This window comes from Actinomadura soli (assembly GCF_005889715.1).
Lineage (GTDB): Bacteria > Actinomycetota > Actinomycetes > Streptosporangiales > Streptosporangiaceae > Spirillospora > Spirillospora soli.
The window spans coordinates 1-26,075 of sequence record NZ_VCKW01000044.1 but is presented as its reverse complement, the minus strand read 5'-3'; the positions used below and the strand labels follow the sequence as shown (position 1 = coordinate 26,075).

General features: G+C 71.6%; 22 protein-coding genes and 2 pseudogenes. 16 read left to right on the top strand and 8 right to left on the bottom strand.

Annotated features, from left to right (window positions below; translation table 11 throughout):
- The first annotated feature begins 100 nt into the window (after positions 1-100).
- Positions 101-2,281 (top strand): SpoIIE family protein phosphatase, encoded by a 2,181-nt coding sequence (locus ETD83_RS11470; protein ID WP_138645062.1) that lies wholly within the window; start codon positions 101-103, stop codon positions 2,279-2,281.
- Between the two features lie 255 nt (positions 2,282-2,536).
- Positions 2,537-4,216 (top strand): RNA polymerase sigma factor, encoded by a 1,680-nt coding sequence (locus ETD83_RS11465; protein ID WP_138645061.1) that lies wholly within the window; start codon positions 2,537-2,539, stop codon positions 4,214-4,216.
- A 57-nt stretch (positions 4,217-4,273) separates the two neighbouring features.
- On the opposite strand, the gene ETD83_RS11460 is transcribed toward ETD83_RS11465, so the two are convergent.
- Positions 4,274-5,017: a YaaA family protein gene (locus ETD83_RS11460; RefSeq protein WP_138645060.1), complete on the bottom strand. Its 744-nt coding sequence runs from the start codon at positions 5,015-5,017 to the stop codon at positions 4,274-4,276.
- A gap of 23 nt (positions 5,018-5,040) precedes the next feature.
- Between ETD83_RS11460 and ETD83_RS11455 the strand changes: the two genes are divergently transcribed.
- A complete protein-coding gene (locus ETD83_RS11455; protein WP_138645059.1) occupies positions 5,041-5,766 on the top strand; it encodes a GNAT family N-acetyltransferase in 726 nt (241 codons plus the stop codon).
- 176 nt (positions 5,767-5,942) lie between these two features.
- Here the strand turns inward: ETD83_RS11455 and ETD83_RS11450 are convergent, their stop codons facing one another.
- Positions 5,943-6,173, bottom strand: coding sequence for a DUF7455 domain-containing protein (locus ETD83_RS11450; protein WP_138645058.1), 231 nt, complete (start codon positions 6,171-6,173; stop codon positions 5,943-5,945).
- A 346-nt stretch (positions 6,174-6,519) separates the two neighbouring features.
- Between ETD83_RS11450 and ETD83_RS11445 the strand changes: the two genes are divergently transcribed.
- The 4 genes from ETD83_RS11445 to ETD83_RS11430 all read left to right on the top strand — a co-directional run bounded on the left by ETD83_RS11445 (position 6,520) and on the right by ETD83_RS11430 (position 11,025).
- Entirely contained in the window at positions 6,520-8,610 is a 2,091-nt protein-coding gene (locus ETD83_RS11445; RefSeq protein ID WP_138645057.1) for a DNA gyrase/topoisomerase IV subunit B, read from the top strand.
- 111 nt (positions 8,611-8,721) lie between these two features.
- Complete coding sequence (locus ETD83_RS11440) at positions 8,722-9,858, top strand: sensor histidine kinase (protein ID WP_138645056.1); 1,137 nt, start codon at positions 8,722-8,724, stop codon at positions 9,856-9,858.
- A 52-nt stretch (positions 9,859-9,910) separates the two neighbouring features.
- On the top strand, positions 9,911-10,570 hold the full coding sequence (locus ETD83_RS11435) for a response regulator (RefSeq protein WP_138645055.1): 660 nt from the start codon (positions 9,911-9,913) through the stop codon (positions 10,568-10,570).
- Positions 10,571-10,644: 74 nt separating this feature from the next.
- Entirely contained in the window at positions 10,645-11,025 is a 381-nt protein-coding gene (locus tag ETD83_RS11430) for a hypothetical protein (protein ID WP_138645054.1), read from the top strand.
- Positions 11,026-11,067: 42 nt separating this feature from the next.
- On the opposite strand, the gene ETD83_RS11425 is transcribed toward ETD83_RS11430, so the two are convergent.
- Together ETD83_RS11425 and ETD83_RS11420 are read right to left on the bottom strand one after the other, a co-directional pair.
- The gene (locus ETD83_RS11425) at positions 11,068-11,634 is read right to left on the bottom strand and encodes a thioredoxin family protein (protein WP_138645053.1); all 567 of its coding nucleotides are present in this window, start codon (positions 11,632-11,634) and stop codon (positions 11,068-11,070) included.
- Between the two features lie 82 nt (positions 11,635-11,716).
- Positions 11,717-14,206 carry a DNA gyrase/topoisomerase IV subunit A gene (locus ETD83_RS11420; RefSeq protein WP_171064149.1) on the bottom strand — a complete coding sequence of 830 codons (2,490 nt, stop codon included), beginning with the start codon at positions 14,204-14,206 and terminating at the stop codon, positions 11,717-11,719.
- 149 nt (positions 14,207-14,355) lie between these two features.
- Between ETD83_RS11420 and ETD83_RS11415 the strand changes: the two genes are divergently transcribed.
- Entirely contained in the window at positions 14,356-15,519 is a 1,164-nt protein-coding gene (locus ETD83_RS11415) for a lactate 2-monooxygenase (protein WP_138645051.1), read from the top strand.
- Between the two features lie 44 nt (positions 15,520-15,563).
- Here the strand turns inward: ETD83_RS11415 and ETD83_RS11410 are convergent, their stop codons facing one another.
- From ETD83_RS11410 to ETD83_RS11395, 4 genes are all read right to left on the bottom strand, one after another.
- On the bottom strand, positions 15,564-16,256 hold the full coding sequence (locus ETD83_RS11410; RefSeq protein ID WP_138645050.1) for a class I SAM-dependent methyltransferase: 693 nt from the start codon (positions 16,254-16,256) through the stop codon (positions 15,564-15,566).
- A gap of 77 nt (positions 16,257-16,333) precedes the next feature.
- Entirely contained in the window at positions 16,334-17,080 is a 747-nt protein-coding gene (locus tag ETD83_RS11405; protein ID WP_138645049.1) for an SDR family NAD(P)-dependent oxidoreductase, read from the bottom strand.
- Between the two features lie 80 nt (positions 17,081-17,160).
- Positions 17,161-17,742 (bottom strand): TetR/AcrR family transcriptional regulator, encoded by a 582-nt coding sequence (locus ETD83_RS11400; RefSeq protein WP_138645048.1) that lies wholly within the window; start codon positions 17,740-17,742, stop codon positions 17,161-17,163.
- Between the two features lie 41 nt (positions 17,743-17,783).
- Positions 17,784-18,353, bottom strand: coding sequence for a hypothetical protein (locus ETD83_RS11395; protein ID WP_230420835.1), 570 nt, complete (start codon positions 18,351-18,353; stop codon positions 17,784-17,786).
- 320 nt (positions 18,354-18,673) lie between these two features.
- Here ETD83_RS11395 and ETD83_RS11390 point away from each other — a divergent pair, with 320 nt between their 5' ends.
- The 8 genes and pseudogenes from ETD83_RS11390 to ETD83_RS11360 all read left to right on the top strand — a co-directional run.
- Positions 18,674-19,978 carry a sensor histidine kinase gene (locus ETD83_RS11390; RefSeq protein WP_138645047.1) on the top strand — a complete coding sequence of 435 codons (1,305 nt, stop codon included), beginning with the start codon at positions 18,674-18,676 and terminating at the stop codon, positions 19,976-19,978.
- Positions 19,966-20,613 (top strand): response regulator, encoded by a 648-nt coding sequence (locus ETD83_RS11385; protein WP_138645046.1) that lies wholly within the window; start codon positions 19,966-19,968, stop codon positions 20,611-20,613. Before ETD83_RS11390 ends, ETD83_RS11385 begins: the two co-directional genes overlap by 13 nt.
- The gene (locus tag ETD83_RS11380; RefSeq protein WP_138645045.1) at positions 20,610-21,488 is read left to right on the top strand and encodes a DUF4097 family beta strand repeat-containing protein; all 879 of its coding nucleotides are present in this window, start codon (positions 20,610-20,612) and stop codon (positions 21,486-21,488) included. Before ETD83_RS11385 ends, ETD83_RS11380 begins: the two co-directional genes overlap by 4 nt.
- Before the next feature lie 388 nt (positions 21,489-21,876).
- A pseudogene (locus ETD83_RS11375) lies at positions 21,877-22,845 on the top strand (methionine ABC transporter ATP-binding protein); the annotation flags it as partial.
- Positions 22,846-23,084: 239 nt separating this feature from the next.
- Positions 23,085-23,741 carry a methionine ABC transporter permease gene (locus ETD83_RS42420; RefSeq protein WP_171064148.1) on the top strand — a complete coding sequence of 219 codons (657 nt, stop codon included), beginning with the start codon at positions 23,085-23,087 and terminating at the stop codon, positions 23,739-23,741.
- Between the two features lie 20 nt (positions 23,742-23,761).
- A complete protein-coding gene (locus ETD83_RS42415) occupies positions 23,762-24,577 on the top strand; it encodes a MetQ/NlpA family ABC transporter substrate-binding protein (RefSeq protein ID WP_171064147.1) in 816 nt (271 codons plus the stop codon).
- A gap of 85 nt (positions 24,578-24,662) precedes the next feature.
- Positions 24,663-25,640, top strand: coding sequence for an STM4015 family protein (locus ETD83_RS11365; protein WP_138645043.1), 978 nt, complete (start codon positions 24,663-24,665; stop codon positions 25,638-25,640).
- A 43-nt stretch (positions 25,641-25,683) separates the two neighbouring features.
- A pseudogene (locus ETD83_RS11360) lies at positions 25,684-26,075 on the top strand (STM4014 family protein); the annotation flags it as partial.

The window sequence follows — 26,075 nt, the reverse complement described above, 5'->3', positions numbered from 1 at the left end:
GTGTTGTGATGGAGGCGGGAGCGCTAGCCTGCTCCCATTCACTCATAGTGATGAAAACTTGCCGCGCGGTACGGGATCCTCTGGGGCGGAGGTGTTGTCCATGAGCACCGAGACGTCCGTCCCGCGTCCTCGCGTTTCAGGGGTGGAGGGGCAGCCCATGGATGCGTCGGACGCCGCGCTGTACGCGACCTTGCTGACCGAGGCCCCGGCCGGGCTCGCGTTCTTCGACCGCGATCTGCGCTGCCGGCGGGCCAACGACGCGCTCGCCGCGCTGTTGGGCGTGCCCGTTGGCGATCTGCAGCAGCAACGGCCCGCCGAGGTCCTGCCCGAGGCGCTCGCTGCGGCGTTCGAGTCGGCGCTCCGCAAGGTGATCGACGAGAACCGTCCGCTGAGCGATCTCGACCTGGTCGTCCCGGCCGGGGAGGACGCCGCGGCCGAGCATGACGGCACGTCCGCCGAGGCGGCATCGCCCGTGACCCCTGGTGACGCGGCGGATCTGGCGACGGCGGTCGAGGAGCGCATCCTGGCCTGCTCGTGGCTGCCCGCCAAGGGCGCCGACGGCGAGCACCTGGGCGTCGTCCTGACCGCGCTGGACGTGACCGACCGGCGCAGGGCCGAGGAGGTCATCCGCCGCAAGGAGCAGCGCTACCGCTCGCTCGTGGAGGCCAGTGCCCAGGTGGTGTGGGTCGCCGCCCCGGACGGCGGCGTGATCGACGACGCGCCCGAATGGCGCGCGATCACCGGCCAGGCGCCGGACGACTACGCGGTCGGCGGCTGGCTGGCCGTGGTCCACCCCGAGGACCGTCCTCGCATCGAGGCGGCCTGGCGCGAGTGCGTCGAGGACAACCGGGTCTTCGAGACCAACTACCGGGTCCGCACCAAGAGCGGCACCTACCGGCACTTCGACGTACGGGCCGTGCCCATCTGGCAGGGCGACGCGGTCATCGAGTGGGTCGGCGCCAACACCGACGTCACCGGGCAGCGCGAGGCCGAGGAGATGCGCGGACGGCTGACCGAGCAGCTGTCGGCGGCGGCGCTGCGCACGGCGCGCCTTCAGCAGGCCACCTCCATGCTCGCCGAGGCGCTGACCGTGTCCCAGGTCGTCCAGGTCATCACGGAGGTCGGACGGTCGGCCATCGGCGCCGACTACTCCGCGGTGGCGCTGCTGGACGACGACAAACTCCGCCTCAGCATCGTGGCGCCGTCCCAGCCGGGCGCCGACGGCGAGAGCAGTCCCGCCTCCCGCGACGCGATCAAGGTCAGTGACCAGACCGTCATGTCGGTGGCGGTGCGCGAGAGCCGCCCGTTCCTGGCCGAGCATCCCGACAGCCTGCGCCTGCAGCTCGGCCACGGCGAGAAGGATCTGTTCGCCCAGCACACGGAAGAACGCGCCTGGGTGGGGCTTCCGCTACTGGCCGCGGGCGCGCCCATAGGCGCACTCCGTTTCTCGTTCACCCGCCCTAGGGAGATCACCGAGGAGGAACGGGTCTTCCTTGAGGCCCTCGCGGGCCAGTGCGCCCTGGCCGTCGAGCGCGCCCTGCTGTTCGAGCGCGAGCACAAGACGGCCGAGGAACTCCAGCGCAGCCTCCTGCCCAGCGATCTTCCGCAGCTGCCGGGCATGGTGCTGGCCGCCCGCTACAACCCCGCGACACGCCACGTCCAGGTCGGCGGCGACTGGTACGACGTGTTCCGGCTCCCCGACCGCCGCCTCGCCGTGGCCGTCGGCGACGTCATGGGCAAGGGCGTCCTCGCCGCGGCCGGTATGGGACGCGTCCGCAATGCCCTGCGCGCCCTCGCGCTGAACGACCCGCGCCCCGCCGCAGTCCTCGCCGGCCTGGACCGGCTGTTCAGCGCCACCGAGGACGAGGAGCAGTTCACCACCGTCGCCTACGCGGTGATCGACCCGGAGACAGGGCAGGGCGAGTTCAGCAACGCCGGCCACCCGCCACCCCTCCTGATCTCGCCCGACACGCCCGCGCGCGTCAGCACGCGGGAGCCGGGAACCCCCCTCGGCTGGCCGAGCCAGCGACAGCAGACAAGTTTTTCCATCGAGACCGGCAACACTGTGGTGTTCTATTCCGATGGACTTGTGGAGAACCGTAGGCGTGGGGTGGACGCAGGGCTGGAGGAGCTGGTCGCCGTTGCGGCGGACGCCCCACCTGAAGTGGTAGGAGATCCCGAGAGACTCGTCGACTTCCTGGTCGATCGGATGCTTGCCGGGTATGAGCAGGTAGACGATGTGACCGTGCTTGCCCTGCACGTCCCGCCCAAGCCCGCCTGAAGCGTGCCGAAGACGGCGCGAAGACGGTGGAGCACGTACGAAGGACCGTCCCGCGCCCTCTAAGGTGGAGAGTTACCGGGTAGGACTTCACAGGCGGAATGCGCAGCAGTGCCAGAATGCTTGACCCAACGAGAGCGGGTACGCTGCGGTCCCGCACCGGGAGGTCCGCTCCGTGTGCGGTCCCACACCAGTGTGAGGCCGGGCCCGTCAGGGCACTTGGGTCAGCCAAGCCACACGTTCGTTCGAGAGGTATTTGTGTCGCCTGCTAGCTCGACCTCGAAAGCGTCAGATCTGCACGATCACGTCATCGCGCAACTGATCGAGCGTGGACGGTCCCAGGGCAATCGCCTCGAAGCCGACGACGTACGACGTACGTTCGAGGAGGCCGACATCCCCGTGTCAGCGGCCTCCAGCATTCTGCGGAGCCTCAGCAAGGAGGGTGTGACCGTCATGGTGAGCGCTGCCGACTCCGCGGCGCCCAAGCGTCCGCGCAAGCGCGCGTCGCAGCCGGTGCGCAGGCCCAAGACCGCCGCGGCGGCCAAGGAGCAGCCCGACACGGTGACCGCGGTCGTCGGGGACGACGCCGTCGAGGCGGCCGCCGAGGAGATCGTGGCCGAGCCGCGTCCCGCGGCCCCCAAGCCCGCGCCGCCGAAGAAGGGCGCGCCCGCGAAGGGCGCCAAGTCCAAGAAGGCCGCGCAGGCGAAGAAGGGCGCGGCGCAGGCCGCCAAGCCCGCCCCGGCCAAGCCGGAGAAGAAGGCGTCCGACGACCCTGATGTCGACGACGATGTCGACGTCGATGTCGACGCCGACCTCGCCGACCTCGACGTCGACCTTGAGGACGACCCGGCCGCCGAGGCCGTGGAGGCGCCCGAGGCCGAGGAGGACGAGGTCGTCGCCGCGCCCGCGGCGAAGGCGGCTCCCGCCGCCGGCAAGCCCGCCGAGGGCGCGCCGCCCGAGGAGGAGGGCTTCACCCTCGGCGACGACGACGAGGACGCGCCCGCTCAGCAGATCGCGGCCGCCGGCGCCACCGCCGACCCCGTCAAGGACTACCTCAAGCAGATCGGCAAGGTCCCGCTGCTCAACGCCGAGCAGGAGGTGGAGCTCGCCAAGCGCATCGAGGCCGGGCTCTTCGCCGAGGAGCGCCTCGCCGCCGCCGCTGCCGCGATGACCGAGGAAGACCTCGAAGACTTCGAGTGGATCGCCGAGGACGGCCGCCGTGCCAAGAACCACCTCCTGGAGGCCAACCTCCGGCTGGTGGTGTCGCTGGCCAAGCGCTACACCGGACGCGGCATGCTGTTCCTGGACCTGATCCAGGAGGGCAACCTCGGCCTGATCCGCGCGGTCGAGAAGTTCGACTACACCAAGGGCTACAAGTTCTCCACGTACGCCACCTGGTGGATCCGGCAGGCGATCACCCGCGCGATGGCCGACCAGGCCCGCACCATCCGCATCCCGGTGCACATGGTCGAGGTCATCAACAAGCTGGCGCGCGTGCAGCGGCAGATGCTCCAGGACCTGGGCCGCGAGCCCACCCCGGAGGAGCTGGCCAAGGAGCTCGACATGACCCCGGAGAAGGTCGTCGAGGTCCAGAAGTACGGCCGCGAGCCCATCTCGCTGCACACGCCGCTCGGCGAGGACGGCGACAGCGAGTTCGGCGACCTCATCGAGGACTCCGAGGCCATCGTCCCGGCGGACGCGGTCAGCTTCACGCTTCTGCAGGAGCAGCTGCACTCGGTCCTGGACACGCTCAGCGAGCGCGAGGCGGGCGTGGTGTCGATGCGGTTCGGCCTCACCGACGGCCAGCCGAAGACCCTGGACGAGATCGGCAAGGTGTACGGGGTGACCCGGGAGCGCATCCGCCAGATCGAGTCCAAGACCATGTCGAAGCTGCGCCACCCGTCGCGTTCCCAGGTCCTGCGCGACTACCTCGACTGATCCTTCGTACGACGCTCCGATTCAGGGCCCCCGCGATGGGGGCCCTGTTTCATGCGGTCAGTCGGGGAGGACGACGTCCAGGTTGGCGCCGTTGAGCTCGGCGGTGTGGCCGAGGTCGGCGACGGCCTTCAGCAGCGCGTCCGGGGTGCGGGGCGCGGCGCCCGCCTTGAGCAGGTCGTGCGCGATCTGCCCGCGCGTCGCCTTCGCCATGTGGCTGACGACGGTCCGTTTGGGGACGCCGTCGACGACCCGTTCCCGGAACACCCGGACCGCCACGGCCGGCCCAGGCGCCTTCCACACGGACGCGTACGGCCCGGAACGCATGTCGACGATCAGGTCGTCGTCCAGCCGCAGGGCCTTGCGGATGGGCGGGCGCCACAGCGTTCCCAGGCGGCCGGCAGGGGGCAGCGACACCGCCATGGCCAGCCGGTAGGGCGGGACGCGGTCGGTGAGCCGCAGCGCGCCCCACAGGCCCGAGAAGACGATGACCTGCTCGGCGGCGGCCGTCGCGTCGAGGTCGGCGAGGTTCAGGTTGTCGTAGAGGACGCCCGTGTAGAGCCGCGCCGCGGGCAGCGTCGGCGCCTCGCGCAGTGCCAGGTTGCGGGCCAGGGCTTCGTCCACTTGGCCCGGCGGTAGGGCGAGCACTTCTGCCGCGTTCTTGCGCCGGCTCGCCCGCGTCAGGGCCTTCAGGACGCGTTCGCGCGTCGGGTTGAGGCCGGGGAAGCTCAGCGAGCCCAGGTCGAGGGGCGGGCCGTCCCCGCCGGTAGCCTTCTTCTCCGACGGCGGCAGCAGGATGTGCACGATCCCCCCGAAAGCGGTGACGGATGACGCGGTTCCCGGAGGTCGGCCGGCTGGTCGCCGAGGCATGGCCCGCGCCGTCCACCCAGGATATGGGCGGCTGGCTGCTGCGGCACGCCGGAGGTGTGACCAAGCGGGCCAACTCCGTCCTGCCTCTGGACGACCCAGGGGAGGTAGGGCACGCCGTCCATCAGGCGGAGCGCTTCTACACCGCGATGAGGTTGCCGACCGTGTTCTCGATCGGCGCCCAGGCGAAGCCAGCGGAACTCGACAGGTTCCTAGAGGGCCGCGGTTACGAGTTGGTGGATCCGACGCTCGCCATGGTGGCGGACATAGCGGGCCCCTACGAGCGTGACGGGGTGGAGATCAGGCAGGCACCGTCCAAGGAGTGGCTGGACCTCTGGTGGTCGGTGGACGGCCGCTTCGGCCACCAGTTGCCGACGGCCGAGAGGATCCTCACCGGCGTCCCGGCGGCCTACGCGTCGCTGGACGGCGTCGTCGTCGGACGTGGCGTGCCCCAAGGAAAGTGGCTCGGCGTGTACGCGATGGCCGTCGCGCCAGAAGCGCGCAGGCGGGGACTGGGACGGCGCGTGCTGCGCGCCCTGCTGGACTGGGGACGCGAGCAGGGATGCGAGCGGGCCTACCTGGTCGTCGTCGAACGGAACGCGCCGGCGCGGTCGATGTACGAGGCGGAGGGATTCGCGCACGTCAGCGGCTACCACTATCGGGTGAAGAATGTCACGGGCGGCTGACGGCCGGGACGGATCGGTGATCCACCCCGACCGCCCATTTTCTGATACGTTACGCGATCATTCAATTACGGAGCGGAGTTGGCGCCCAATTTGCTCCGGGAGAGCCGAAGGGGCGGAATGCGAACGGCGGCCACCGTCTCCGATGGCCGCCGTTCAGGGCTCCTGCTATATGGGGGTCACCGCTCGTCGTCGGGAGTGACGGCCGGGGTTTCGGTGAGCCGGTCGGTCTCGTCCTGAATGTCGGCCCCGTTGGAGCGGAGGGCCTCTGCGTACTTGCGTCCGTGGTGGGCGCAGAACAGAAGGTCGCCGCCGCCTACAAGGACTGCACGGACGTAGGCCTGAGCGCCGCATCGGTCGCATCGGTCGGCGACGGTCAACGGCTTGGTTGGGGCAAGGGCTCCAGTCACGGCACCTTCCTCATGCTCGGGGTCGGTACTTAGGACAACATCTAACCCGACGCTGACGTTCCCAACCTGGTTCTTCGTACGCCCACAGCGGAATGGCCCAATAAGTGACCGACGTCACATTAGACGGCCTCCCATCGGAACAGCAGCATGGCGTTCGTCCATCGGAGTCCGGGGGGCGTATCGGGCGAAGCGCGCCGGACGCCGGTGTTCCGGGTAGCCTGGCGAACCGTCAGGAGCCGCCGCGCAGGCGTGCCGGAACGTCCGGGGCGGCGAGCCTTTCGGAGGATTGTCGGCTACCGGGGGTACTCTTCTGCCGACCGTCCGACCCCCGAGGAGCACACGCACGTTGACCGCCGCGACCGCTGAAGCGACCACCGAAGACCCGCACGGCTACTCCGCCCGGCACCTCTCGGTGCTGGAGGGCCTGGAGGCCGTGCGGAAGCGACCCGGCATGTACGTGGGGTCGACCGACAACCGGGGCCTCGCGCACTGCCTGTGGGAGATCGTCGACAACTGCGTCGACGAGGCCCTCGCCGGCTACTGCACCCACATCAGCGTGACGCTGCACGCGGACGGGTCCTTCGAGGTGGCCGACAACGGCCGCGGCATCCCGGTCGACCTGGAGCCGAAGACGGGCCTTCCGGGCGTCGAGCTGGTCATGACGCGGCTGCACGCGGGCGGCAAGTTCGGCGGGGTGTCCTACACGGCGTCCGGTGGCCTGCACGGTGTCGGCGCGTCCGTGGTGAACGCGCTGTCCGCGCGGCTGGACGTGGAGGTCGACCGCGACGGCCACACCCACGCGATCAGCTTCCGGCGCGGCCTGCCCGGCGAGTTCGCCGACGACGGCCGCCCGAACGCCCGGTTCAAGAAGAAGTCCGGCCTTCGGCAGGTCCGCAAGGTCGCCAAGAAGGTCACCGGCACCCGTGTCCGCTTCTGGCCCGACCTGCAGATCTTCCTGAAGGACGCCACGGTCGAGCAGGCCCTCGTCCTCGACCGGATGCGCCAGACCGCGTTCCTCATCCCCGGCCTCACCATCGACGTCCGCGACGAGCGCGGCGAGGAGGTCGTCGACGAGACGTTCCGGTTCGACGGCGGCATCAGCGAGTTCTGCGCCTACCTGGCCAAGGACGCCGCGATCGTCGACGTCCTGCGGCTGCGGGGCCGCGGCCACTTCACCGAGACCGTGCCGGTCCTCGACGACCAGGGCCACCTCACGCCCACCGACGTCGAGCGCGACCTCGAGGTCGACATCGCGCTGCGCTGGGGCACCGGCTACGACACGATCACCAAGTCGTTCGTCAACGTGATCGCCACCCCGAAGGGCGGCACCCACGTGCGCGGCTTCGACCGCGCCATGCTGAAGGTGCTGAACGAGCAGCTCCGGGCGACCAAGCTGCTGAAGAACGGCGACGAGGACGTCCTCAAGGAGGACGTCCTGGAGGGCCTCACCGCGGTCGTGACCGTCCGGCTCCCGGAGCCGCAGTTCGAGGGCCAGACCAAGGAGGTCCTCGGCACGTCCGCCGCTACGCGCATCGTGTCCCAGGTCGTTCTGCGGGAGCTGCGCGCGATCTTCGAGAACCCGCCGCGCGGGCAGAAGCAGCCGCTGCGGGCCGTCCTGGAGAAGGTCGCCGGGGCCGCCAAGACGCGCATCGCCGCCCGCACCCAGCGCGACAACCAGCGCCGCAAGAACGCCCTGGAGAACTCCGCGCTGCCCGCCAAGCTGGTCGACTGCCGCACGGCCGACGACCGCAGCGAGCTGTTCATCGTCGAGGGCGACTCGGCGCTCGGCACCGCCAAGCTCGCCCGGAACTCCGAGTTCCAGGCGCTGCTGCCGATCCGCGGCAAGATCCTCAACGTGCAGAAGGCGTCCGTCGCCGACATGCTCAAGAACGCCGAGTGCGCCGCGATCATCCAGGTCATCGGCGCCGGCTCGGGCCGCACGTTCGACATCGACGCGTCCCGCTACGGCCGGATCATCCTGATGGCGGACGCGGACGTCGACGGTTCCCACATCCGCACCCTGCTGCTCACGCTGCTGTACCGCTACATGCGGCCCATGCTGGAGGAGGGGCGCGTCTACACCGCCGTCCCGCCGCTGCACCGCATCGAGCTGGTCAAGCCCAAGAAGGGGCAGGACAAGTACGTCTACTGCTACAGCGACGGCGAGCTGACCCGCAAGCTGGTCGAGTTCGAGCGCAAGGGCCAGCGCTGGAAGGAGCCCGTCCAGCGCTACAAGGGCCTCGGTGAGATGGACGCCGACCAGCTCGCGGAGACCACCATGGACCCGCGCCACCGCATGCTGCGCCGGATCCGCGTCGAGGACGCCGACGAGGCGTCCAAGATCTTCGAGCTGCTGATGGGCAGCGACGTGGCCCCGCGGCGCGCGTTCATCACCGCCGGCGCGTCCGAGCTCGACGCCGAACGCATCGACGTCTGACCTCCGCCGCCCGGGTTGACCCGCCCCGGCGCGGTGTCCACCCGGCGGTGGAGAGCGGGGTTCCAGCCTGGCGCCGATCCGCGCACGGCCACGGTCCCATAGCTTCGTACCGTGAAGTGCAGAACGTCGCTCATCGAGCGGTATGTGATGGTCGCCATCATCGGCGTCCTGCTGGCATGGGCGCTGTTCGCCTACGTGCGCGCCCTCTTCGACTCCGAGGACCCACCGGCGCTGCACGGGCTCGGCCTGGCCATCACCCTCCTGAACGTCGTCATGATCGTCCTTCTGGTCGGCGGCGTGCGCATGGGGCGGGGCAAGGAGTCGCGGTGGCGGACGGCGTCGGTCGTCCTGCTGGTGGGGGCCGTGACGGGCTCGATGGTGTTCTACGGGATCGACCCCGACTTCGGCGCGGGATTCGTCGTCGCCATGATCGCCCTCTGGGCGCTGTTCACCCGGGTCCCGCTGATCTGGGGCTTCGCCGCCAGCGGCCTGACGATCGTCGCGATGAGCGTCCTCGGCGCGCTCTTCCGGGACGGCGGCGCCGATCTCGGGCTGCTGATCGCCTTCCTGGGCATCACCCTGGGCGCCGCCGCGACCCGCCAGGGCATGGTCGCGCAGGAGGCGACCCGCAGCGCGGAGGCCGCCAACGCCGTGCTCGCCGAGCGGTCGCACATCGCACGGGAGATCCATGACATCCTCGCCCATTCGTTGTCGGCGCAGGTCGTCCACCTGGAAGGGGCGCGCCTGCTGCTGTCCCGGGACGGTGACCGTGTGCAGGCCCTTGACCGGGTAGAGCGCGCACGCGATCTCGCGCGTTCGGGGCTGGAGGAGACCAGGCGGGCCTTGGCCACGCTTCGCGGGGAGATCCCGGAGCCCAAGGAGGTCCTGGCGGACCTGGCCGAGGAGTTCCACGCGAGCACCGGCCGTCCCTGCGACGTGCAGGTGACGGGCGTACCGCGCGAACTGTCGCCGCAGGCGGGGCTCGCCGTCGTCCGCACCGCGCAGGAGGCGCTCACGAACGTCCGCAAACACGCTCCGGGCGCGCGCGCACACGTCGTCCTGCGCTATCTGAACGACGGGGTCGAACTCGAAGTGACCGACAGCGGCGCCACCGAACCCGTTGTGGAGCTGGGCGGCGGGGGGTACGGCCTGGTGGGGATGCGGGAGCGCGCCGAGCTGATCGATGGGACGCTGGTGACCGGCCCGGACGGCGAGGGATTCCGTGTGTCCCTCCGGGTGCCGGTATGACGCGGAGTTCCGGTATGACGCGGAATACGGGTGTGACGGGAGGCGGTGCGCGGTGAGCGAGAAGACGAGGATCCTGGTCGTCGACGACCAGACCGTCGTGCGCGAGGGCCTGGTGCTGCTGCTCGAACTCCTGCCCGGCCTCGACGTGGCCGGGGCCTGCGGGGACGGCGAGCAGGCCGTGGCGATGGTCGCGGAACTGGGCCCGGACGTCGTCCTGATGGACCTGCGGATGCCCCGGATGGACGGCGTCGAGGCGACCCGCCGGATCAAGGAGGCCCGTCCGGACGTGGAGATCGTCGTCCTGACCACCTACGCCGACGACGAGTCGATCTTCGCGGCGCTGCGCGCGGGGGCCCGCGGCTACCTCACCAAGGACGCCGGCGCGGACGAGATCGCGCGGGCCGTCGCCGCAGTCCGCGGGGGAGCGGCGCAGCTCGACCCGGCCGTCCAGCGCCGCCTGGTGGAGGCCGTCGCGACCGGCGACCGGCCCGGCCGTCCCGGGCGCGACGGGCTGCCGGACGGTCTCACCCGCCGCGAGGCCGAGGTCCTCGCCCTGATCGCGCGGGGACGTTCCAATGCCGAGATCGCCGGTGACCTGTTCATCTCCGAGGCGACCGTGAAGACGCACATCAACAACCTGTTCGCCAAGGCGAACCTGCGCGACCGGGCGCAGGCCGTCGGCTACGCGTTCAGGCACGGCCTCGCCGGTTGATCGTCGATCACCACGGGGCAAGATCTCGGTCAAGGGCCCGGCGGGCGCGTCCCGGCGGTCCGAGCATGAAGATCGTGCTCAGAACCTCCATGATCGCGGACTACCTGCGCCCGTACGCGCAATGGCGGATCAATCGTCCCGACCCGTGCGACGACGGCCGCAACGCCCGCGCCGCGATCGGTCTCATCGACGCGGCCGCCTACGTGACGCAACTGGACGAAAGCGCGCGCGTCATCGTCCGCATGGCCGGCGCCGGATGCTTCACCACGGGCCGTTTCGACCCGGGCGCCGAGGGCGAGAGACTGATCCGCTTCTGGCATTACGACAACGCCGACGGCGGGCCGTCCGACCTCCTGGAAGCCCTGGCGGCGGCCGCCGAACGCGGGGTGCGATCCGGAAACGTCAAAGCCGTCGTGCTGCCGCGCCCGCGGGAGGGCGAAGCCACTCCGGCGTAACTCGGCCGGCGTAACTCGGCCCGTGTGACTACAAGCGGAGTATTACACCGGCTCGTTTCCGGGCTTCCATTTGATTCCGCAGCCGAGGCTGGGCGTGTGCGGCTCGGGCACGTCCTTCCCCGCCAGCACCAGGTCGAGCGCGTTCCTGAGCGACGCGCCGTCCGCCGGGACGTCGTTGCGCGGGCGGGCGCCGTCGAACTCGCCCCGGTACGCGAGCCGCCGCTCCCGGTCGTACAGGAAGAAGTCGGGCGTGCAGGCGGCGCGGAACGCACGGGCCGTCTCCTGCGACTCGTCCACCAGGTAGGGGAACGCGAACCCGGCGCGTCCGGCCTGCTCCCGCAGGTGCTCGGCGCCGTCGTCGGGATAGTTGACGACGTCGTTGCTGCCCACGGCGACGGTCGCGAGGCCCTTGCCCGCGTACTCGGCCGTGACGGCGCCGAGGGGGTCCTCGATGCGGCGCACGTACGGGCAGTGGTTGGACAGGAACGCGACCAGCAGGGCGGACGCCTCGGGGAAGTCGTCGTGCGACACCCTCCCGCCGTCGATCGACGGAAGGCTGAACGCCGGAACCGGGGACCCGAGCGGAACCATGAACGATGCGATCGGCATGCCGACATTGTGGCGCACCCGCTAGGGGCGCACCCCGCCTGTGACGCACCCGCCCTCGCGCACCGTTCGTGGCGCCTCGGGTTCACTCCCCGGGTTCGTCCTCCTCCGGTGGCGGCGGGCCCAGGGGGCCGCTGATGGCGGTCAGGGGGTTGTCGAGTTTCTCGCCGGAGCCGTCCCTGCGGCCAAGGGTCACGTTCAGCATCGCCGGTCTGCCGTTGGCGGCCGCGGCGCGGAGCGGGGTCGGCGCCGCCCACGCCTGGAGCAGGACGTCCTCGCCCTTGAGGAAGCGGTGCGCGCGGACGCCTCCCGTCGCGCGCCCCTTGGCCGGGAAGTCTGCGAAGTCCGCGAGCTTGATCGCGCCGGTCTGGGTGCCGGGCAGTGCGGACGACGAGCCGGAGACCGTGATGACGCGGGCCTCGCGGGACGGGTCGATCGCGCCGAACCACAGGACCCGTGCGTCCGCGGCCAGCTTGATGCCCGCCATGCCGCCCGCGGCGCGGCCCTGGGGCCGGACGACCGAGGCGGCGAAGTGCAGGAGCTGCGCGTCGGAGGTGATGAAGACGAGGTGCTGGTCGTCGGACAGGAGCTGCACGGCGCCGACGACGCGGTCGCCGTCCTTGAGGCCGATGACCTCGAACTCGTCGCGGTTGGCGGGGAACTCGGGGACGACCCGTTTGACCACGCCCTGCGCGGTGCCGAGGGCGAGGCCGCCGCCCTCGTCGGTGACGGCGGCGATGCCCACGACCGTCTCGTCCGGTTCCAGGTCGACGTACTCGGTGACCAGGGCCCCGCCCGCAAGGGAGGGCGGCGTCGCGGACGCCGGGAGCGTCGGCAGGTCGAGGACGTCCACGCGGATCATGCGGCCGTGCGACGTCACCGCGCCGATCTGGCCGCGCGCCGTGGCGGGGACGACCGACGTCAGGACGTCGTGCGCGGAGCGGGGGCCGCTGTCGGGCAGCGGGCCGGGGCCGTGCGTGCGGGCCATGAGCCCGGTGGACGACAGCAGCACCGTGCACGGGTCGTCCGCCACCTCCAGCGGGACGGCCGACGCCGCGGTCTGCCCGGACGATTCGAGCAGGATCGTCCGGCGCGGGGTGGAGAACTCCTTCGCGACCTCACCGAGCTCCTTGGAGACGACGCCGCGCAGCTTCCGCTCCGATTCGAGGATCGCGGTCAGCTGGGCGATCTCCTTGGCGAGCTGCTCCTTCTCCTTCTCCAGTTCGAGCCGGTCGTACCGGGTGAGGCGGCGCAGCGGCGTGTCGAGGATGTACTGCGCCTGGATGTCGGACAGCTCGAAGATCTGCATCAGGCGCTGCTTGGCCTGCGCGGCGTCGTCGCTCTGCCGGATGACCTGGATGACCTCGTCGATGTTGAGGAGCGCGACGAGCAGGCCGTCCACGAGGTGCAGGCGGTCCTCGCGCTTCTTGCGGCGGAACATCGAGCGGCGGCGGACGACGTCGATGCGGTGGTCGACGTACACCTGCAGCATGTCGCGGAGCCCGAGCGTGCGGGGCTGGCCGTCGACGAGCGCGACGTTGTTGATGCCGAACGTCTCCTCCATCGGCGTCAGCCGGTAGAGGTCCTGCAGGACGGCCTCGGGGTTGAAGCCGTTCTTGATCTCGATGACCAGGCGGAGGCCGACGTTGCGGTCGGTGAGGTCCTTCAGGTCGGCGATGCCCTGGAGCTTCTTCGCGTTGACCAGTTCCTTGATCTTGGCCTTGACGCGCTCCGGGCCGACGGCGTACGGAAGCTCGCTGACCACGATGCCCTTGCGGCGCGGCGTCACGTTCTCGATGGTCGTGGTGGCGCGGGTGCGGAACGTCCCGCGGCCGCTGGCGTAGGCGTCGCGGATGCCGTCCAGGCCGACGATCTTGCCTCCGGTGGGCAGGTCGGGGCCGGGGACGTGGCGCATCAGGTCGTCGAGGGTGGCGTCCGGGTGGTCGATCAGGTGCCGGGCCGCGGCGATGACCTCGCCGAGGTTGTGCGGCGCCATGTTCGTCGCCATCCCGACCGCGATGCCGGACGCGCCGTTCACCAGCAGGTTCGGGAACGCCGCCGGGAGGACCTCGGGCTCGCGCTCCTGCCCGTCGTAGTTCGGGCGGAAGTCGACCGTGTCCTCGTCGATGGAGGCGACCATGAGCATCGCCTCGCGGGACAGGCGCGCCTCGGTGTACCGCATGGCGGCGGGCATGTCGTCGCCGCCGAGCGACCCGAAGTTGCCGTGCCCGTCGACCAGCGGCATCCGCATCGCCCAGGACTGCGCCAGCCGCACCATCGCGTCGTAGATCGCGCTGTCGCCGTGCGGATGCAGCTTGCCCATGACCTCGCCGACGACGCGGGCGCACTTGACGTGCCCGCGGTCGGGCCGCAGCCCCATCTCGTTCATCGAGTACAGGATCCGGCGCTGGACGGGCTTCAGCCCGTCGCGCACGTCGGGGAGCGCCCGCTGGTAGATCACCGAGAGGGCGTACTCGAGGTAACTGCCGCGCATCTCGTCGGAGACATCGACGTCGACGATGTTCTCTTCGAAGTCCGGCGGCGGGGGAGGGGCCTGGGATCCGCGTCGTGCCATGCCCAACATTGTGGCCGGTCCTAGGGACATCTTTCGCCCGCCCCACCGGGTGCGGCGTCCGGATCGGCGAATCGGTGCCGTTCCGTCACCTCCGTCGACCTGGCAGATTGGTGCCGGACGGTTCCGGATCATCGCAGGTGGAGGCTTCCTTGAGCGCGCTGGCCGACTTCCAGAACTCGATCTATCTCCAGGGGCTCGGCGACGTCGTCCCGGCGCTGCCGACGGACCTGACCAGGCTGGAGGGCCTCGCCGAGCGGTCGCTGTCGGCGCGGGCGTTCGGGTACGTGGCGGGCGCGGCGGGCAGCGAGGCGACGGCTCGGGCCAACCGGGCGGCGTTCGACCGGTGGCGGATCGTGCCGAGGATGCTCAGGGACGTGACCCACCGCGACCTGTCCGTGCAGGTGCTGGGCACGCGGATGCCGTCCCCGGTGGTGCTCGGCCCTATCGGCGTCCTGTCGATCGTCCATCCGGACGGTGAGCTGGCGGTCGCGCGGGCGGCCGCGGCAGAGGGCGTGCCGATGGTGCTGAGCACGGCGTCCTCGCACAACATCGAGGACGTGGCGGGGGCGAACGGCGACGGGCCGCGCTGGTACCAGCTGTACTGGCCGAAGAACCGGGATCTCGCCATCAGTTTCCTGGAGCGCGCCAAGGCGGCCGGCTACACGGCACTCGTCGTCACGCTCGACACGTTCACGCTGGCGTGGCGCCCCCGGGACCTCGACCAGGCGTACCTGCCGTTCCTGCGCGGAGTCGGTGTCGCCAACTATCTCAGCGACCCGGTCTTCCAGGGCATGGTCGGCGGTCCGATCACCGACGCCAACCGTGACCAGGCGATCCTGCACTGGGTCGCCAACTTCGGGAACCCCGCCCTGACCTGGGACGACCTGATCTTCCTGCGGGAGCACTGGGACGGACCGATCGCGCTGAAGGGCATCCAGCATCCGGACGACGCCCGCCAGGCCGTCGACGCGGGCATGGACGGCGTGATCGTCTCCAACCATGGCGGACGTCAGGTGGACGGCGCCGTCGCGTCCCTCGACGCACTGCCCGGTGTGGTCGACGCCGTCCGCGACCAGGCGACGGTGCTCTTCGACAGCGGAATCCGCACGGGATCGGACGTCGCCAAGGCGCTCGCACTCGGCGCCAAAGCGGTGCTGGTCGCGCGTCCGTACGCCTATGGGCTGGCGCTCGCGGGTGAGGCGGGCGTCCAGCACGTCCTGCGCTGCCTCCAGGCCGAACTGGAGTTGACGCTGGCGCTCTCTGGCTTCACACGTCCGGACGAGCTCAATCCAGAGGTCCTTGTGCGCGCATGACGGGCGGGCGTCGTGACGGGTGTCGTGCCGTGACGGGGTGGTCGTCAGGAGCGGCGGGCCAGGACCAGGCTTCCGCGCTTCGTGACCGGGAGGGGCGTCCGGAGCCGCCGGGCCGCCTCGGCCGCCTGCGACCGGGGCATGTGGCGGGCGATCAGGTAGTCGCGGACGGCGTCGTGGTCGGGAAGCGTGATCAGTGGCGCGTCCCACCGCTCCACCTCGACCTCGCCGAACACCTCGCAGACGCGCGCCGGGGCCTCCTCGGCGTCGAACGTGGTCGGCTCGGGGCGCCAGACGGGCGACAGTTCGGGGCTGTCGGTCCGGCAGATCGCGGTGACGAGCAGGACGCCGCCCGGCGCGAGGACGCGGCGGGCCTCGCGGAGCGCGAGGCCGGGATCGTCCAGGTGGTAGAGCATGTTCACGGCGACGGCGGCGTCGAACGTCCCGTCCCGGAACGGCAGGCGCAGCGCGTCGGCCCGGACGCGCGGCGTCGGATGGGCGCGCAGGAGGGCGGCGGACGCGTCCAGTCCCACCAGCCGGAACGGCGGCGGGTCGGGGAGGGCGTCGCTGAGCGCGCCCTCCCCGCAGCCGATGTCCAGGACGAGGGACGGCGCGCCGTGCAGCAGCTTCGCGGCGATGTGGTCGTGCAGGCTCCGCGCCCCGATCAGGTACTTCCTGGTGACCCTGGAGGCGAGGCGGAACCGTTCCGGGTCGGAGTCGTAGTCGGGTGTGAGGGCCATGGCCTGAGTCTTCCCGGTCAGCCGCCCTGAAAAGCGTCTTCAGGCCGTGGCGGGCCGCGTCAGGCGGTGGCGGGGCGTCAGGCGGTGGCGCCACCGTCGACGACCAGGTCGTGCCCGACCACGTGACCGGACGCGTCCGACGCCAGCCACAGCACCGTCTCGGCCACTTCGGACGTGTCGGCCACGCGTCCGGACGGGGCGGCCGTGCGCATCCGCTCCGCGCGCTGGGCGCGGGTCTCGCCGGGGAGCAGCGACATGGGCGTGTCGCTGGCGCCGGGGCTGACGGCGTTGATGCGGACGCCGTCGGCGATGTGGTCGAGGGCCGCGGCGCGGGTAAGGGCGCTGACCGCCGCCTTGGACGCCGCGTAGGCCGCCAGGCCGGGACGGCGGCCGTGCGCGCCGATGTTGGACGCGATGTTGACGATCGTCCCGCCGCCCTGGCCGCGCATGTAGGCGATCTCGTGCTTCATCGACAGGAACACGCCGGTCAGGTTCACCGCGAGGACGTCGTCCCAGGCGGCCTCGTCGACGTCGGCGAGCGGCCCGGTGGCGCCGAGGATCCCGGCGTTGTTGACGGCGACGTGGAGGCCGCCGTGGCGTGCGGCGACGGTCTCGACCATCCGGGCGGCGGAGGACGTGTCCGTCACGTCGGCGACGACGTGGTCCGCGCACGGGCCGATCTCCTTGACCGCGTCGGCGAGCGCGGTCGCGTCGCGTCCGGCGAGGACGACCGTGGCGCCGTCGCGGGCGAAGGCGCGCGCGATGGCGCGGCCGATGCCGCCGGCACCGCCGGTGACGAGCGCGATGCTGCCGTCGAACGTCATGATCTGTCTCCTAGATACTAGATCGATCGTTCTTGAATTGAGCCGAAGAAGGCCCCGCCTCACGGAAGGGCGGGGGAGGGTCAGTCGAAGACGGTCAGCGCCTCGCGCGTCGCGTCATAGAGGCGGTCGTCGTCGGCGGGCGCGCGGCCCAGCACGCGAAGGCCCTGGAAGAAGACGACCAGGAACCGGGCCAGCGCGCGAGGGTCCCGGTCTGGGGACAGTTCGCCCTGCGCGCGGGCGCGGGTCAGCGCCGAGGTGAGCGACGCCTCCAGGAAGTTCCAGCTCGCCTCGACCAGCCGGGCGGCCTCGGGATCGCGGGCGGCGAGCTCGACCGCGGTGTTGACGACGAAGCAGCCGTGTCTCGGCCGGTCGCGCGACGACTCCTCGGCGTAGTGCTCGACCAGCGCCTTGACCTGCGGCAGGACGGGCCCCGGCTGCGACAGCGCCTCCGCGATCGCCGGGTCCGTCGTCCGCAGGTAGTGCTCGAACGCCTTCAGGTACAGCTCGTGCTTGCCGCCGAACGTCGCGTAGATGCTGGCGCGGGCGACGCCGAGATGCGCCACGAGGTCGGCCATGGACGTCGCCTCGTACCCGCGCTCCCAGAACAGGTCCAGGGCGCGCCTGAGGGCCTCGTCCGGGTCGAACTCCTTCGTCCGTGCCATGGGGCGAGACGATAGACCTATCTAGAACGATCGGTCAAATATCAGAGCTGTGGCCGGGCCGGGACGGCGGGACCGTCGAGGTCCAGGGCGTCCAGCACCGAACCGTCCGCGGCGAGGGCCTCGACGATGGGACCGCGGCGGGCGCCCCACACGACGGCGACGTGGCCGTGCGCGGGAACGTCCAGCAGCCGCTTGCCGACCCGGATCCGCGCGACCTCCGCCGACGCGCGCAGCCGCGCCTCGTTCACCCACTTCGCGCCCCACGGCAGCAGCCGGTTGGCGTTGCGGACCGTCCGGCCCGACCCGTACTTCAGCAGGTGGCGGCCCATCTCCCCGGACGAGCGGCGCGCCAGGGGCTCCTCGGGGGCCGACCCGCCGGCGCCGCCGAGCTCCATCCACTCGCCGTCGCGGCGGTGGAACGTCCAGCCCTCGATGAAGCCGGGCGCGGCGTCGCCCCACTGGTGCAGGAACGTGACAACGGCGACGTCGCCGTCCATGTCGAGGCCGAGCGGGAGGAAGTCCCGTCCGTCGTCGCGGGCGGCGGGAACCGGGTCGGGCAGGCCGTCCCTGAGGAGCCGCATGCACTCCTCGCGCACTTCTTGGTCGTTCATGATGCGGGGTGGTCGTTCATGTTGCGGGACCTCTGGATCGTGCAGGCGGGACGTTCGTGCAGGCAGAGCAAAGGGCCCTCCCGCGAGAGGGCCCCCACGCTGGACACACTCTAGAGGTCCGGCTCGTCTGGTTTCACCCGTCTGGCGGACTCCCGTCCGTGCTTTGCCATGCGTCCTTCATCTCACCTTCAAGCACGGCCGATCCCGAGTGGCACGGACGCCACCTAGGTGACTCGGAGGCAGGGGGTGGCACTAGGTTCACCACAGCATGTGAGGCTCGGTTCCTGGTGGCCCGCGAAACGGGGCAATACGGTTGCTCCATGGCAACCACTCCGGCGACCGTGCCGCGTGCCCGCGCGCACGCTCCGTGGTCGGCGACGGCGTGGCGCGACACCGCGTTCGTCGCGTCCGGGGTGCCGCTGCAGGTCGCCGGGTGGCTGATCGCGGTCTCGCTCTGGACGGTCTGGACGCCCGAGAAGGCGGTGAAGATCCTTTTGCTCGCGGGGGCGTCGGTCGTCCTGGTGCTGCTCGCGCTGCGGCCGCTGACGTCCTGGCAGCGGGAACGCTGCTGGGCGATGCTCGGCCTGCACATCCCGCGCATGCCCGGCTTCGACGACGGGAACCTGCGCGACACGCTCCGTGACCTGCGCTCGCCCGAGCTGTGGCGGGTCCTGCAGTACCACATGGTCGCCGGGCCGTTCCTCGCGCTCGGCGGTCTCGGCGTCATCGCCGCGTGGGCGAGCGGAGCCCTCCTCACCGTTTCCGGCGTCTACGGGTGGGCGCTGCCGTCGTCCAGCCCGATGAGCCCGATCACCCATCCGGCGCGGATCGCCGTCCTGTCCGGGGCCGGGGTGCTCCTGCTGGCGGCGGCGCCCTGGGCGGCGGCGGGCGTCCGCCTCCTGGACGCCCGCGCCGCCTCCGCGCTGCTCGGTCCCGACCGTGCGCGGGAGCTGGAGCGGCGCGTCGAGGACCTGGCCGAGAAGCGCGCCAGCGTGGTGGACGCCGCCGACCTCGAACGCCGCCGCATCGAGCGGGACCTGCACGACGGGGCGCAGCAGCGGCTCGTCTCGCTCGCCCTGGGCCTCGGGCTGGCGCGGGAGACCCTCAGCGGCGTCCCGGACGAGGCCATGCAGGTGATCGTCGAGGCGCACGAGGAGGCCAAGGAGGCGCTGACCGAGCTGCGCACCCTGGTCCGCGGCCTGCACCCGGCCGTCCTTGAGGACCGCGGTCTGGACGCCGCGCTGTCCGGCGTCGCCGCGCGGGTGCCGCTGCCCGTCCGGCTGCGGGTCGAGGCCGAGCCGCGCGCCTCGTCCACCGTCGAGGCCGTCGCGTACTTCGTCGTGTCCGAGGCCCTCACGAACGTGGTCAAGCACGCGCGGGCCACCCAGGTGGACGTCGCCGTGATCCGGCGCGGCGACGTGCTCCACGTGACCGTCACCGACGACGGCGCGGGCGGCGCCGACCCGTCCGGCGGAGCGGGCGCGTCCGGGGGCAGGGGCGCGGCCGGTGGGACGGGGCTGGCCGGGCTCGCGCGGCGCGTCCGGTCCGTGGACGGCACGTTCCGGATCACCAGCCCCGCCGGGGGACCGACCACCGTCACCGTGGAGCTGCCGTGCGCATTGTGATCGCCGAGGACTCCGTCCTGCTCCGCGCCGGGCTGATCAAGCTGCTGGAGACCTCCGGGTTCGAGGTCGCGGCGGCCGTGGGCGAGGCCGGCGGGCTCCTCGCCGCCGTCCGCGAGCACCGCCCGGACGCGGCGATCGTGGACGTCCGGATGCCGCCCGGCTTCACCGACGAGGGCGTCCGGGCGGCGCTGGTCATGCGGCAGGAGTCGCCGGAGGTGGCCGTCCTGCTGCTGTCCCAGTACGTGGAGGAGCGGTACGCGGCGGAGCTGCTGGCGGCCAGCACCCGCGGCATCGGCTACCTGCTCAAGGACCGGGTCGCGGACGTTTCGGTGTTCCTGGACGCCCTGCGGCGGGTCGCGTCCGGCGGCACCGCGCTGGACCCGGAGGTCGTCTCCCAGCTGCTGCTGCGCCGGCACCGCGACCCGCTCGACCGGCTCACCCCGCGCGAGAAGGAGGTCCTGGCGGTGATGGCGGAGGGCCGCTCCAACGCGGGCATCGCCGCGGCGCTGGTGGTGAGCGAGAGCGCGGTTGCCAAGCACATCAACAACATCTTCGCGAAACTCGACCTCCCGCACACCGAGGGCGACCACCGCCGCGTGCTCGCCGTCCTCCGATTCCTGGACGGCGAGCCATGATCCTTCGCAGCGCAGGCGCCGCCGTCCGGACGCCGCCGCGAGCCCCCATCACCACCGCGAGTGGCGCGAGCGGCGCCTCGGCGGTGCCCGGACGCCCCAGGCGGCGCGGGATATGGATCTTCCTGGCGATCGTGACCGCGCTGGTCCTGGTGATCCCGGCCGGCCTCACGGCGTGGGGACGCGCCATCCGGCAGACCACGACGTCCGTCACCCCCTACCGGCACGCGATCACGGAGCTGCGGCTCGACGCCGGCGGCGCCGAGGTGTCGGTCGGGCCGGGACCGGACGGCGAGGCGCACGTCTACAAGCGGCTCAGCTGGGGCGTCCGCAAGCCGGACACGACGGAGGCGGTGGTGGGCGGCGTGCTGTTCGTCACGTTCCGCTGCAACGGGTCGGGGCTGGTCAGCGGCCGGGAATGCGGCGCGGACATCGACGTCAGGGTCCCGCGCGGGACCCGGGTGTCGGCCGCCACGGGCTCCGGGCGGATCAGCGTGCGGGGCCTGAGCGGCGACCTCGACCTGCGGACGGGCTCGGGCGAGGTCAGGGCCGCGGACGTGCGCGGACGGCTGCGGCTCCGGGCCCGTTCCGGCGCGGTCGTCGCGACCGGGCTGGCGTCGCCGGAGGTCAAGGCCGAGGTGTCCTCCGGCCTGCTCGACCTCCGCTTCGCCGAGCCGCCGGGCGCCGTGGAGGCGCGGGCGGCCTCCGGCACCATCAAGGTCATCGTCCCGCCCGGCTCGGTCTACCGCGTCACCGGCTGGACGGGCTCCGGCTCCGCCCACCTCAACAAGGCGGTCCTTGACGACGCCTCGCCGCGCCGGATCTCCGTCCACAGCGGCTCGGGTGCCACCTACCTCGACTACCGCGACGAAGAGTGACGGCGGCCACACCGCTCGGGATTTGCGTCAGTGGTGTGGAGCGGGTTAACTGCTGACATGATCTCCGTACGCCTGTGCCCTGAGCACCGCCCGCAGACTTCGCGGGCCATGCGGCGTATGTGCAGCTGTCGAATGTGTGACCGCTGAGGGCCCCTGCCTGAGCCTCGCGCCCCGAAGCGAGCGAATCCCGACACATGAGTCGCGCATGGATCTCGAACGCCATCTGCTGAGCCACGCCCCATACCCGCCCGGCCTCTCCTGAGCGCGCGCGTGCACGGCTGAGCCCCGCGCGCCCGCCGCCGTGCGACGCCGTGCCCCGTGTGGTGTGTTCCGACCTGTTCACCGCCGCCTGACCCGGCGGCCTTCCGTCCGCATGGATTGATTCCCTGTGATTCAGATCGAAAAGCTTCGAAAGGTGTACCGCGGCCGCGGCCGCGAGGTGACCGCCGTCGACGGCGTCGACCTGACCGTCGCCGAGGGCGAGGTCTTCGGCGTCCTCGGCCGCAGCGGCGCGGGCAAGAGCACCCTGCTGCGCTGCGTCAACCTGCTGGAACGCCCGGACGAGGGCCGCGTCGTGATCGACGGCCGGGACCTGCTCGCCCTGCGCGGCGGCGCGCTGCGCCGGGCGCGCCAGGGCATCGGCATGATCCACCAGCATTTCGGCCTGCTCGGCAGCCGCACCGTCGCCGGCAACGTCGCGTTCCCGCTGGAGGTCATGGGCGTCCCGCGCGCCGAGCGGGCCCGCCGCGTCGCCGAGCTCCTGGACCTCGTCGGGCTCGCCGAGCACGCGAAGGCGTACCCGGCGCGGATCTCCGGCGGGCAGAAGCAGCGCGTCGGCATCGCCCGCGCTCTCGCCGGGCGGCCGAAGGTGCTCCTGTCGGACGAGGCCACGTCCGCGCTCGACCCGGAGACGACCGCGTCGATCCTGGAGCTGCTGCGCGACCTCAACCGGCGGCTCGGCCTCACGATCCTGCTGATCACCCACGAGATGGACGTGGTCAAGAGCATCTGCGACTCGGCCGCCGTCATGCGGGACGGCCGGCTCACCGAGCAGGGGCCGGTGACCGGGCTGCTCGCCCGTCCGGGCTCCGAGCTGGCCGGCGGCCTGTTCCCGCTGCCGCCCGCCGAGATCCGCGACGGCTACACCCTCGTCGAGGTCACGTTCGTCGGCGGTGCCACCGATGAGCCGTTCGTGTCGGCGCTGGCCCGCAAGTACTCCCTGGACGTGAACATCCTCGGCGGCGCCGTCGAGACCGTCGGCGGGGAGCGCGTCGGACGCCTCCAGCTCGAACTCCCCGGCGACCCGTCCCTGAACGCCGCGCAGATCGCCTTCCTGCGCGAGGCCGGCCTCGCCGTGACCGTGAAGACCCCCACCCCCGAGACCCCCGATCCAGGGGTGCGCCCTGCCGGGACGTCCGCCGCTGGCACTCCGGCCGCCGAGCCGCCCGCTTCCGGGATGCCCTCTGCCGGAAGGCATGCCGGTGAAACCTCGGCCGTCGGCACGTCCTCCGCCGGGACGCCGACCGCCGGAACGCCCGCTCCCGAGACGCCCGCCTCTAGGACGGGCGCCGTCCACGACGTTCAGGAGGACGCTCGATGAGCTGGGACGAGGTCACCCCGCTGCTGTGGCCCGCCACGGTCGACACCCTCTACATGACCGGTGTGGCGACGCTGTTCACCGCCGTCCTCGGGCTGCTGCTCGGGGTGCTGCTGGTGGTCACCGAGCGCGGCGGGCTGCTGCCCGCGCCGCCGGTCAACAAGGTGCTCGGCGTGGCCGTCAACATCGGGCGCTCGCTGCCGTTCCTGATCCTGATGGTGGCCATCATCCCGTTCACCCGGACGGTCGTCGGCACCAGCATCGGGAACGCGGCCGCGATCGTCCCGCTGACCGTGGGCGCCATCCCGTTCTACGCGCGGCTCGTCGAGATCGCGCTGCGCGAGGTGGACCCGGGCGTGATCGCCGCGGGGGACGCGATGGGCGCCACCCGCCGGGAGATCGTCGGCAAGGTCCTGCTGCGCGAGGCGCGGCCGGGCCTGGTGTCCGGGCTGACCGTCACCGTGATCGCGCTGATCGGCTACACGGCCATGGCCGGGACGGTCGGCGGCGGCGGGCTCGGCAACCTCGCCGTCGTCTACGGCTACGAGCGCTTCGAGACCAAGGTCATGGTCGCCACCGTGGCGCTGCTGATCGTCCTCGTCCTGATCATCCAGGCGGCGGGGGACCTCGTGTCCCGCCGCCTGACCCACCGATAACGCAGAGAAAGGCACCTGTCGTGCTACGCAAGATCACTGTCGCGCTGGCCTCCGTCGGACTCCTCGCGGGCCTGACCGCCTGCGGCTCGTCGGCGGCGTCGGACGATCCGGACGCCCCGCTGAAGGTCGCGGTCAACCCCGTCCCGCACGGCGACATCCTGACGTACGTCAAGGACAATCTGGCGTCCAAGGCCGGGCTGAAGATCGAGGTCGTGACGTTCAGCGACTACCAGCAGCCGAACACCGCGCTGAAGGAGAAGCAGGTCACGGCCAACTACTTCCAGCACGTGCCGTTCATGGAGGAGTTCGAGAAGAAGTCCGGGACGACGCTCGCGTTCGTCGCGCCCGTCCACCTCGAACCCCTCGGCGTGTACTCGAAGAAGGCGCCGAGCCTGCGGGCCGTGCCTCAGGGCGCGACCGTGGCCGTCCCGAACGACCCGGCCAACGAGGGGCGCGCGCTGAAGCTGCTCGCCGGAAACGGCCTCATCACGCTGAAGCCGGACGCACCAGCCACCGCGACCGAGCGCGACATCGCGAGCAACCCGAAGGGCCTGAAGATCAAGCCGCTGAAGGCCGCGCAACTGCCCCGCTCGCTGGACGACGTCGACCTTTCGGTCATCAACGGGAACTACGCGATCGAGGCCGGCCTCGCGCCGAACAGGGACGCGCTCGCCGCCGAGAAGCCCGAGGGCAACCCGTACGCCAACGGCGTCGTCACCCTGCCGGAGGACAAGGACGACCCGCGCGTGAAGAAGCTCGTCCAACTGCTGCAGGGCCCCGAGGTCAAGAAGTTCGTCGAGGACAAGTACAAGGGGTCGGTGCTGGTCGCGTCCTGATCGCGACAAAGGCGAGAAAGCGCGGCGTACTGTCCTTCGCTCCTGATAGGACAGGGCCGACGATCTCGCTCGCGAAGGGGGACACATGGGTGTGTACGAGCACCTTGAGGAGTACGCCGGCCTGCCGGTGGCCACGTTCAACGAGGAAACGGGGGTGGACGACGACACCGAGGAGGAGGACGACGACGGCCGCGGCGCGTCGCCCGCCGGGGATTTCCCGCCCGCGGCCGAGGCGGCCTGGTACGTCGGGACGTCCTTCAGCGAGGAGCCGTTCGGCGACATCTTCGCGCGGTTCCTGCGGACGATCGACACCACCGAGGTCACGGCGCTGATCATCGGCTACTGGGGCGCCTCCTACGACGATGACGTCGCCGACCCGGTCGAGCTGCTGTGCGGGGCCGCCGCGTCCTTCCCGAAGCTGAAGGCGTTGTTCCTGGGCGACATCACCGGCGAGGAGTCGGAGATCTCCTGGATCGAGCTCTCCGACATCTCGCCGCTGTTCGCCGCGTTCCCGGCGCTGGAGAGGTTCGAGGTCCGCGGCTCGCAGGGGCTGAGGCTCGAACCGGTCAAGAACGAGCGGCTGAAGGTGCTGCGGTTCGAGTCGGGCGGGCTGCCGGGGCATGTCGTCCAGGCCGTAGGGGCGAGCGAGCTGCCGGGCCTGGAGCGCCTCGACCTGTGGCTCGGCGAGGAGAACTACGGCGGCGACTCGACCGTCGCCGACCTCGCCCCGTTCCTCGGCGGCGAGCGGTTCCCCGCGCTGCGCCACCTCGGCCTGGAGGACAGCGAGATCCAGGACGAGATCGCGGCGGCGGTCGCGGGCGCGCCCATCGTGGCGCGGCTGGAGTCGCTCAGCCTCGCGATGGGCATCCTCACCGACCAGGGCGCGGAGGCGCTGCTCTCCGGCCAGCCGCTCACGCACCTGCGCAAGCTCGACCTGCACCACCATTTCCTGTCGGACGCCATGGTGGAGCGCGTGAAGGCGGCGCTGCCCGGCGTCGAGGTCGACCTGGACGACCAGGAGAAGCCGGACGGCGACTGGCACTACATCGCGGTGTCGGAATGACCCGCCGCGCCGCCATGGCCGGTGGCCGTGTCGCGGTGACGGGATGACGTTCGCCGTCGTCGGCACGCCCGGCGACCGGCGTCCCGCGCTGTTCGCCGCCGCGTGCCGGTCGTCCGGGCTGCCCGAGCCCCGGCTCATCGCCTGGACGGACGTGCTGCGCGGCGCCGAGATCGTCCTCCGGCCCGGCGACCTGCTGCGCGTCGACTCGCCGGGCGAGGACCCGGAGGCCGACGTGCTGCTGCGCGGCCCCGGCGCACCGGCACGGGTGGGCGGCGGGGCGCGCTGGCACCGGACGTTCACGGCGGCGCTGGGCCGGCTGTCGGCGGCGGCGTCGGCGGCCGGGGCGCGGCTCCTCGGTGACGTCGAGGAGACCGCCGTCATGTTCGACAAGCGGCTCGCGCATGCCCGCCTCCAGGCCGCCGGAGTGCCCGTCCC

Coding starts and splice junctions, on each gene's coding strand:
- ETD83_RS11395 (WP_230420835.1), bottom strand. CDS start 18,353: ATGAACGACCAAGAAGTGCGCGAGGAGTGCATGCGGCTCCTCAGGGAC.
- ETD83_RS11380 (WP_138645045.1), top strand. CDS start 20,610: ATGATCCTTCGCAGCGCAGGCGCCGCCGTCCGGACGCCGCCGCGAGCC.
- ETD83_RS11470 (WP_138645062.1), top strand. CDS start 101: ATGAGCACCGAGACGTCCGTCCCGCGTCCTCGCGTTTCAGGGGTGGAG.
- ETD83_RS11405 (WP_138645049.1), bottom strand. CDS start 17,080: ATGACGTTCGACGGCAGCATCGCGCTCGTCACCGGCGGTGCCGGCGGC.
- ETD83_RS42420 (WP_171064148.1), top strand. CDS start 23,085: ATGAGCTGGGACGAGGTCACCCCGCTGCTGTGGCCCGCCACGGTCGAC.
- ETD83_RS11455 (WP_138645059.1), top strand. CDS start 5,041: ATGACGCGGTTCCCGGAGGTCGGCCGGCTGGTCGCCGAGGCATGGCCC.
- ETD83_RS11420 (WP_171064149.1), bottom strand. CDS start 14,206: ATGGCACGACGCGGATCCCAGGCCCCTCCCCCGCCGCCGGACTTCGAA.
- ETD83_RS11365 (WP_138645043.1), top strand. CDS start 24,663: ATGGGTGTGTACGAGCACCTTGAGGAGTACGCCGGCCTGCCGGTGGCC.
- ETD83_RS11425 (WP_138645053.1), bottom strand. CDS start 11,634: ATGCCGATCGCATCGTTCATGGTTCCGCTCGGGTCCCCGGTTCCGGCG.
- ETD83_RS11390 (WP_138645047.1), top strand. CDS start 18,674: ATGGCAACCACTCCGGCGACCGTGCCGCGTGCCCGCGCGCACGCTCCG.
- ETD83_RS11400 (WP_138645048.1), bottom strand. CDS start 17,742: ATGGCACGGACGAAGGAGTTCGACCCGGACGAGGCCCTCAGGCGCGCC.
- ETD83_RS11410 (WP_138645050.1), bottom strand. CDS start 16,256: ATGGCCCTCACACCCGACTACGACTCCGACCCGGAACGGTTCCGCCTC.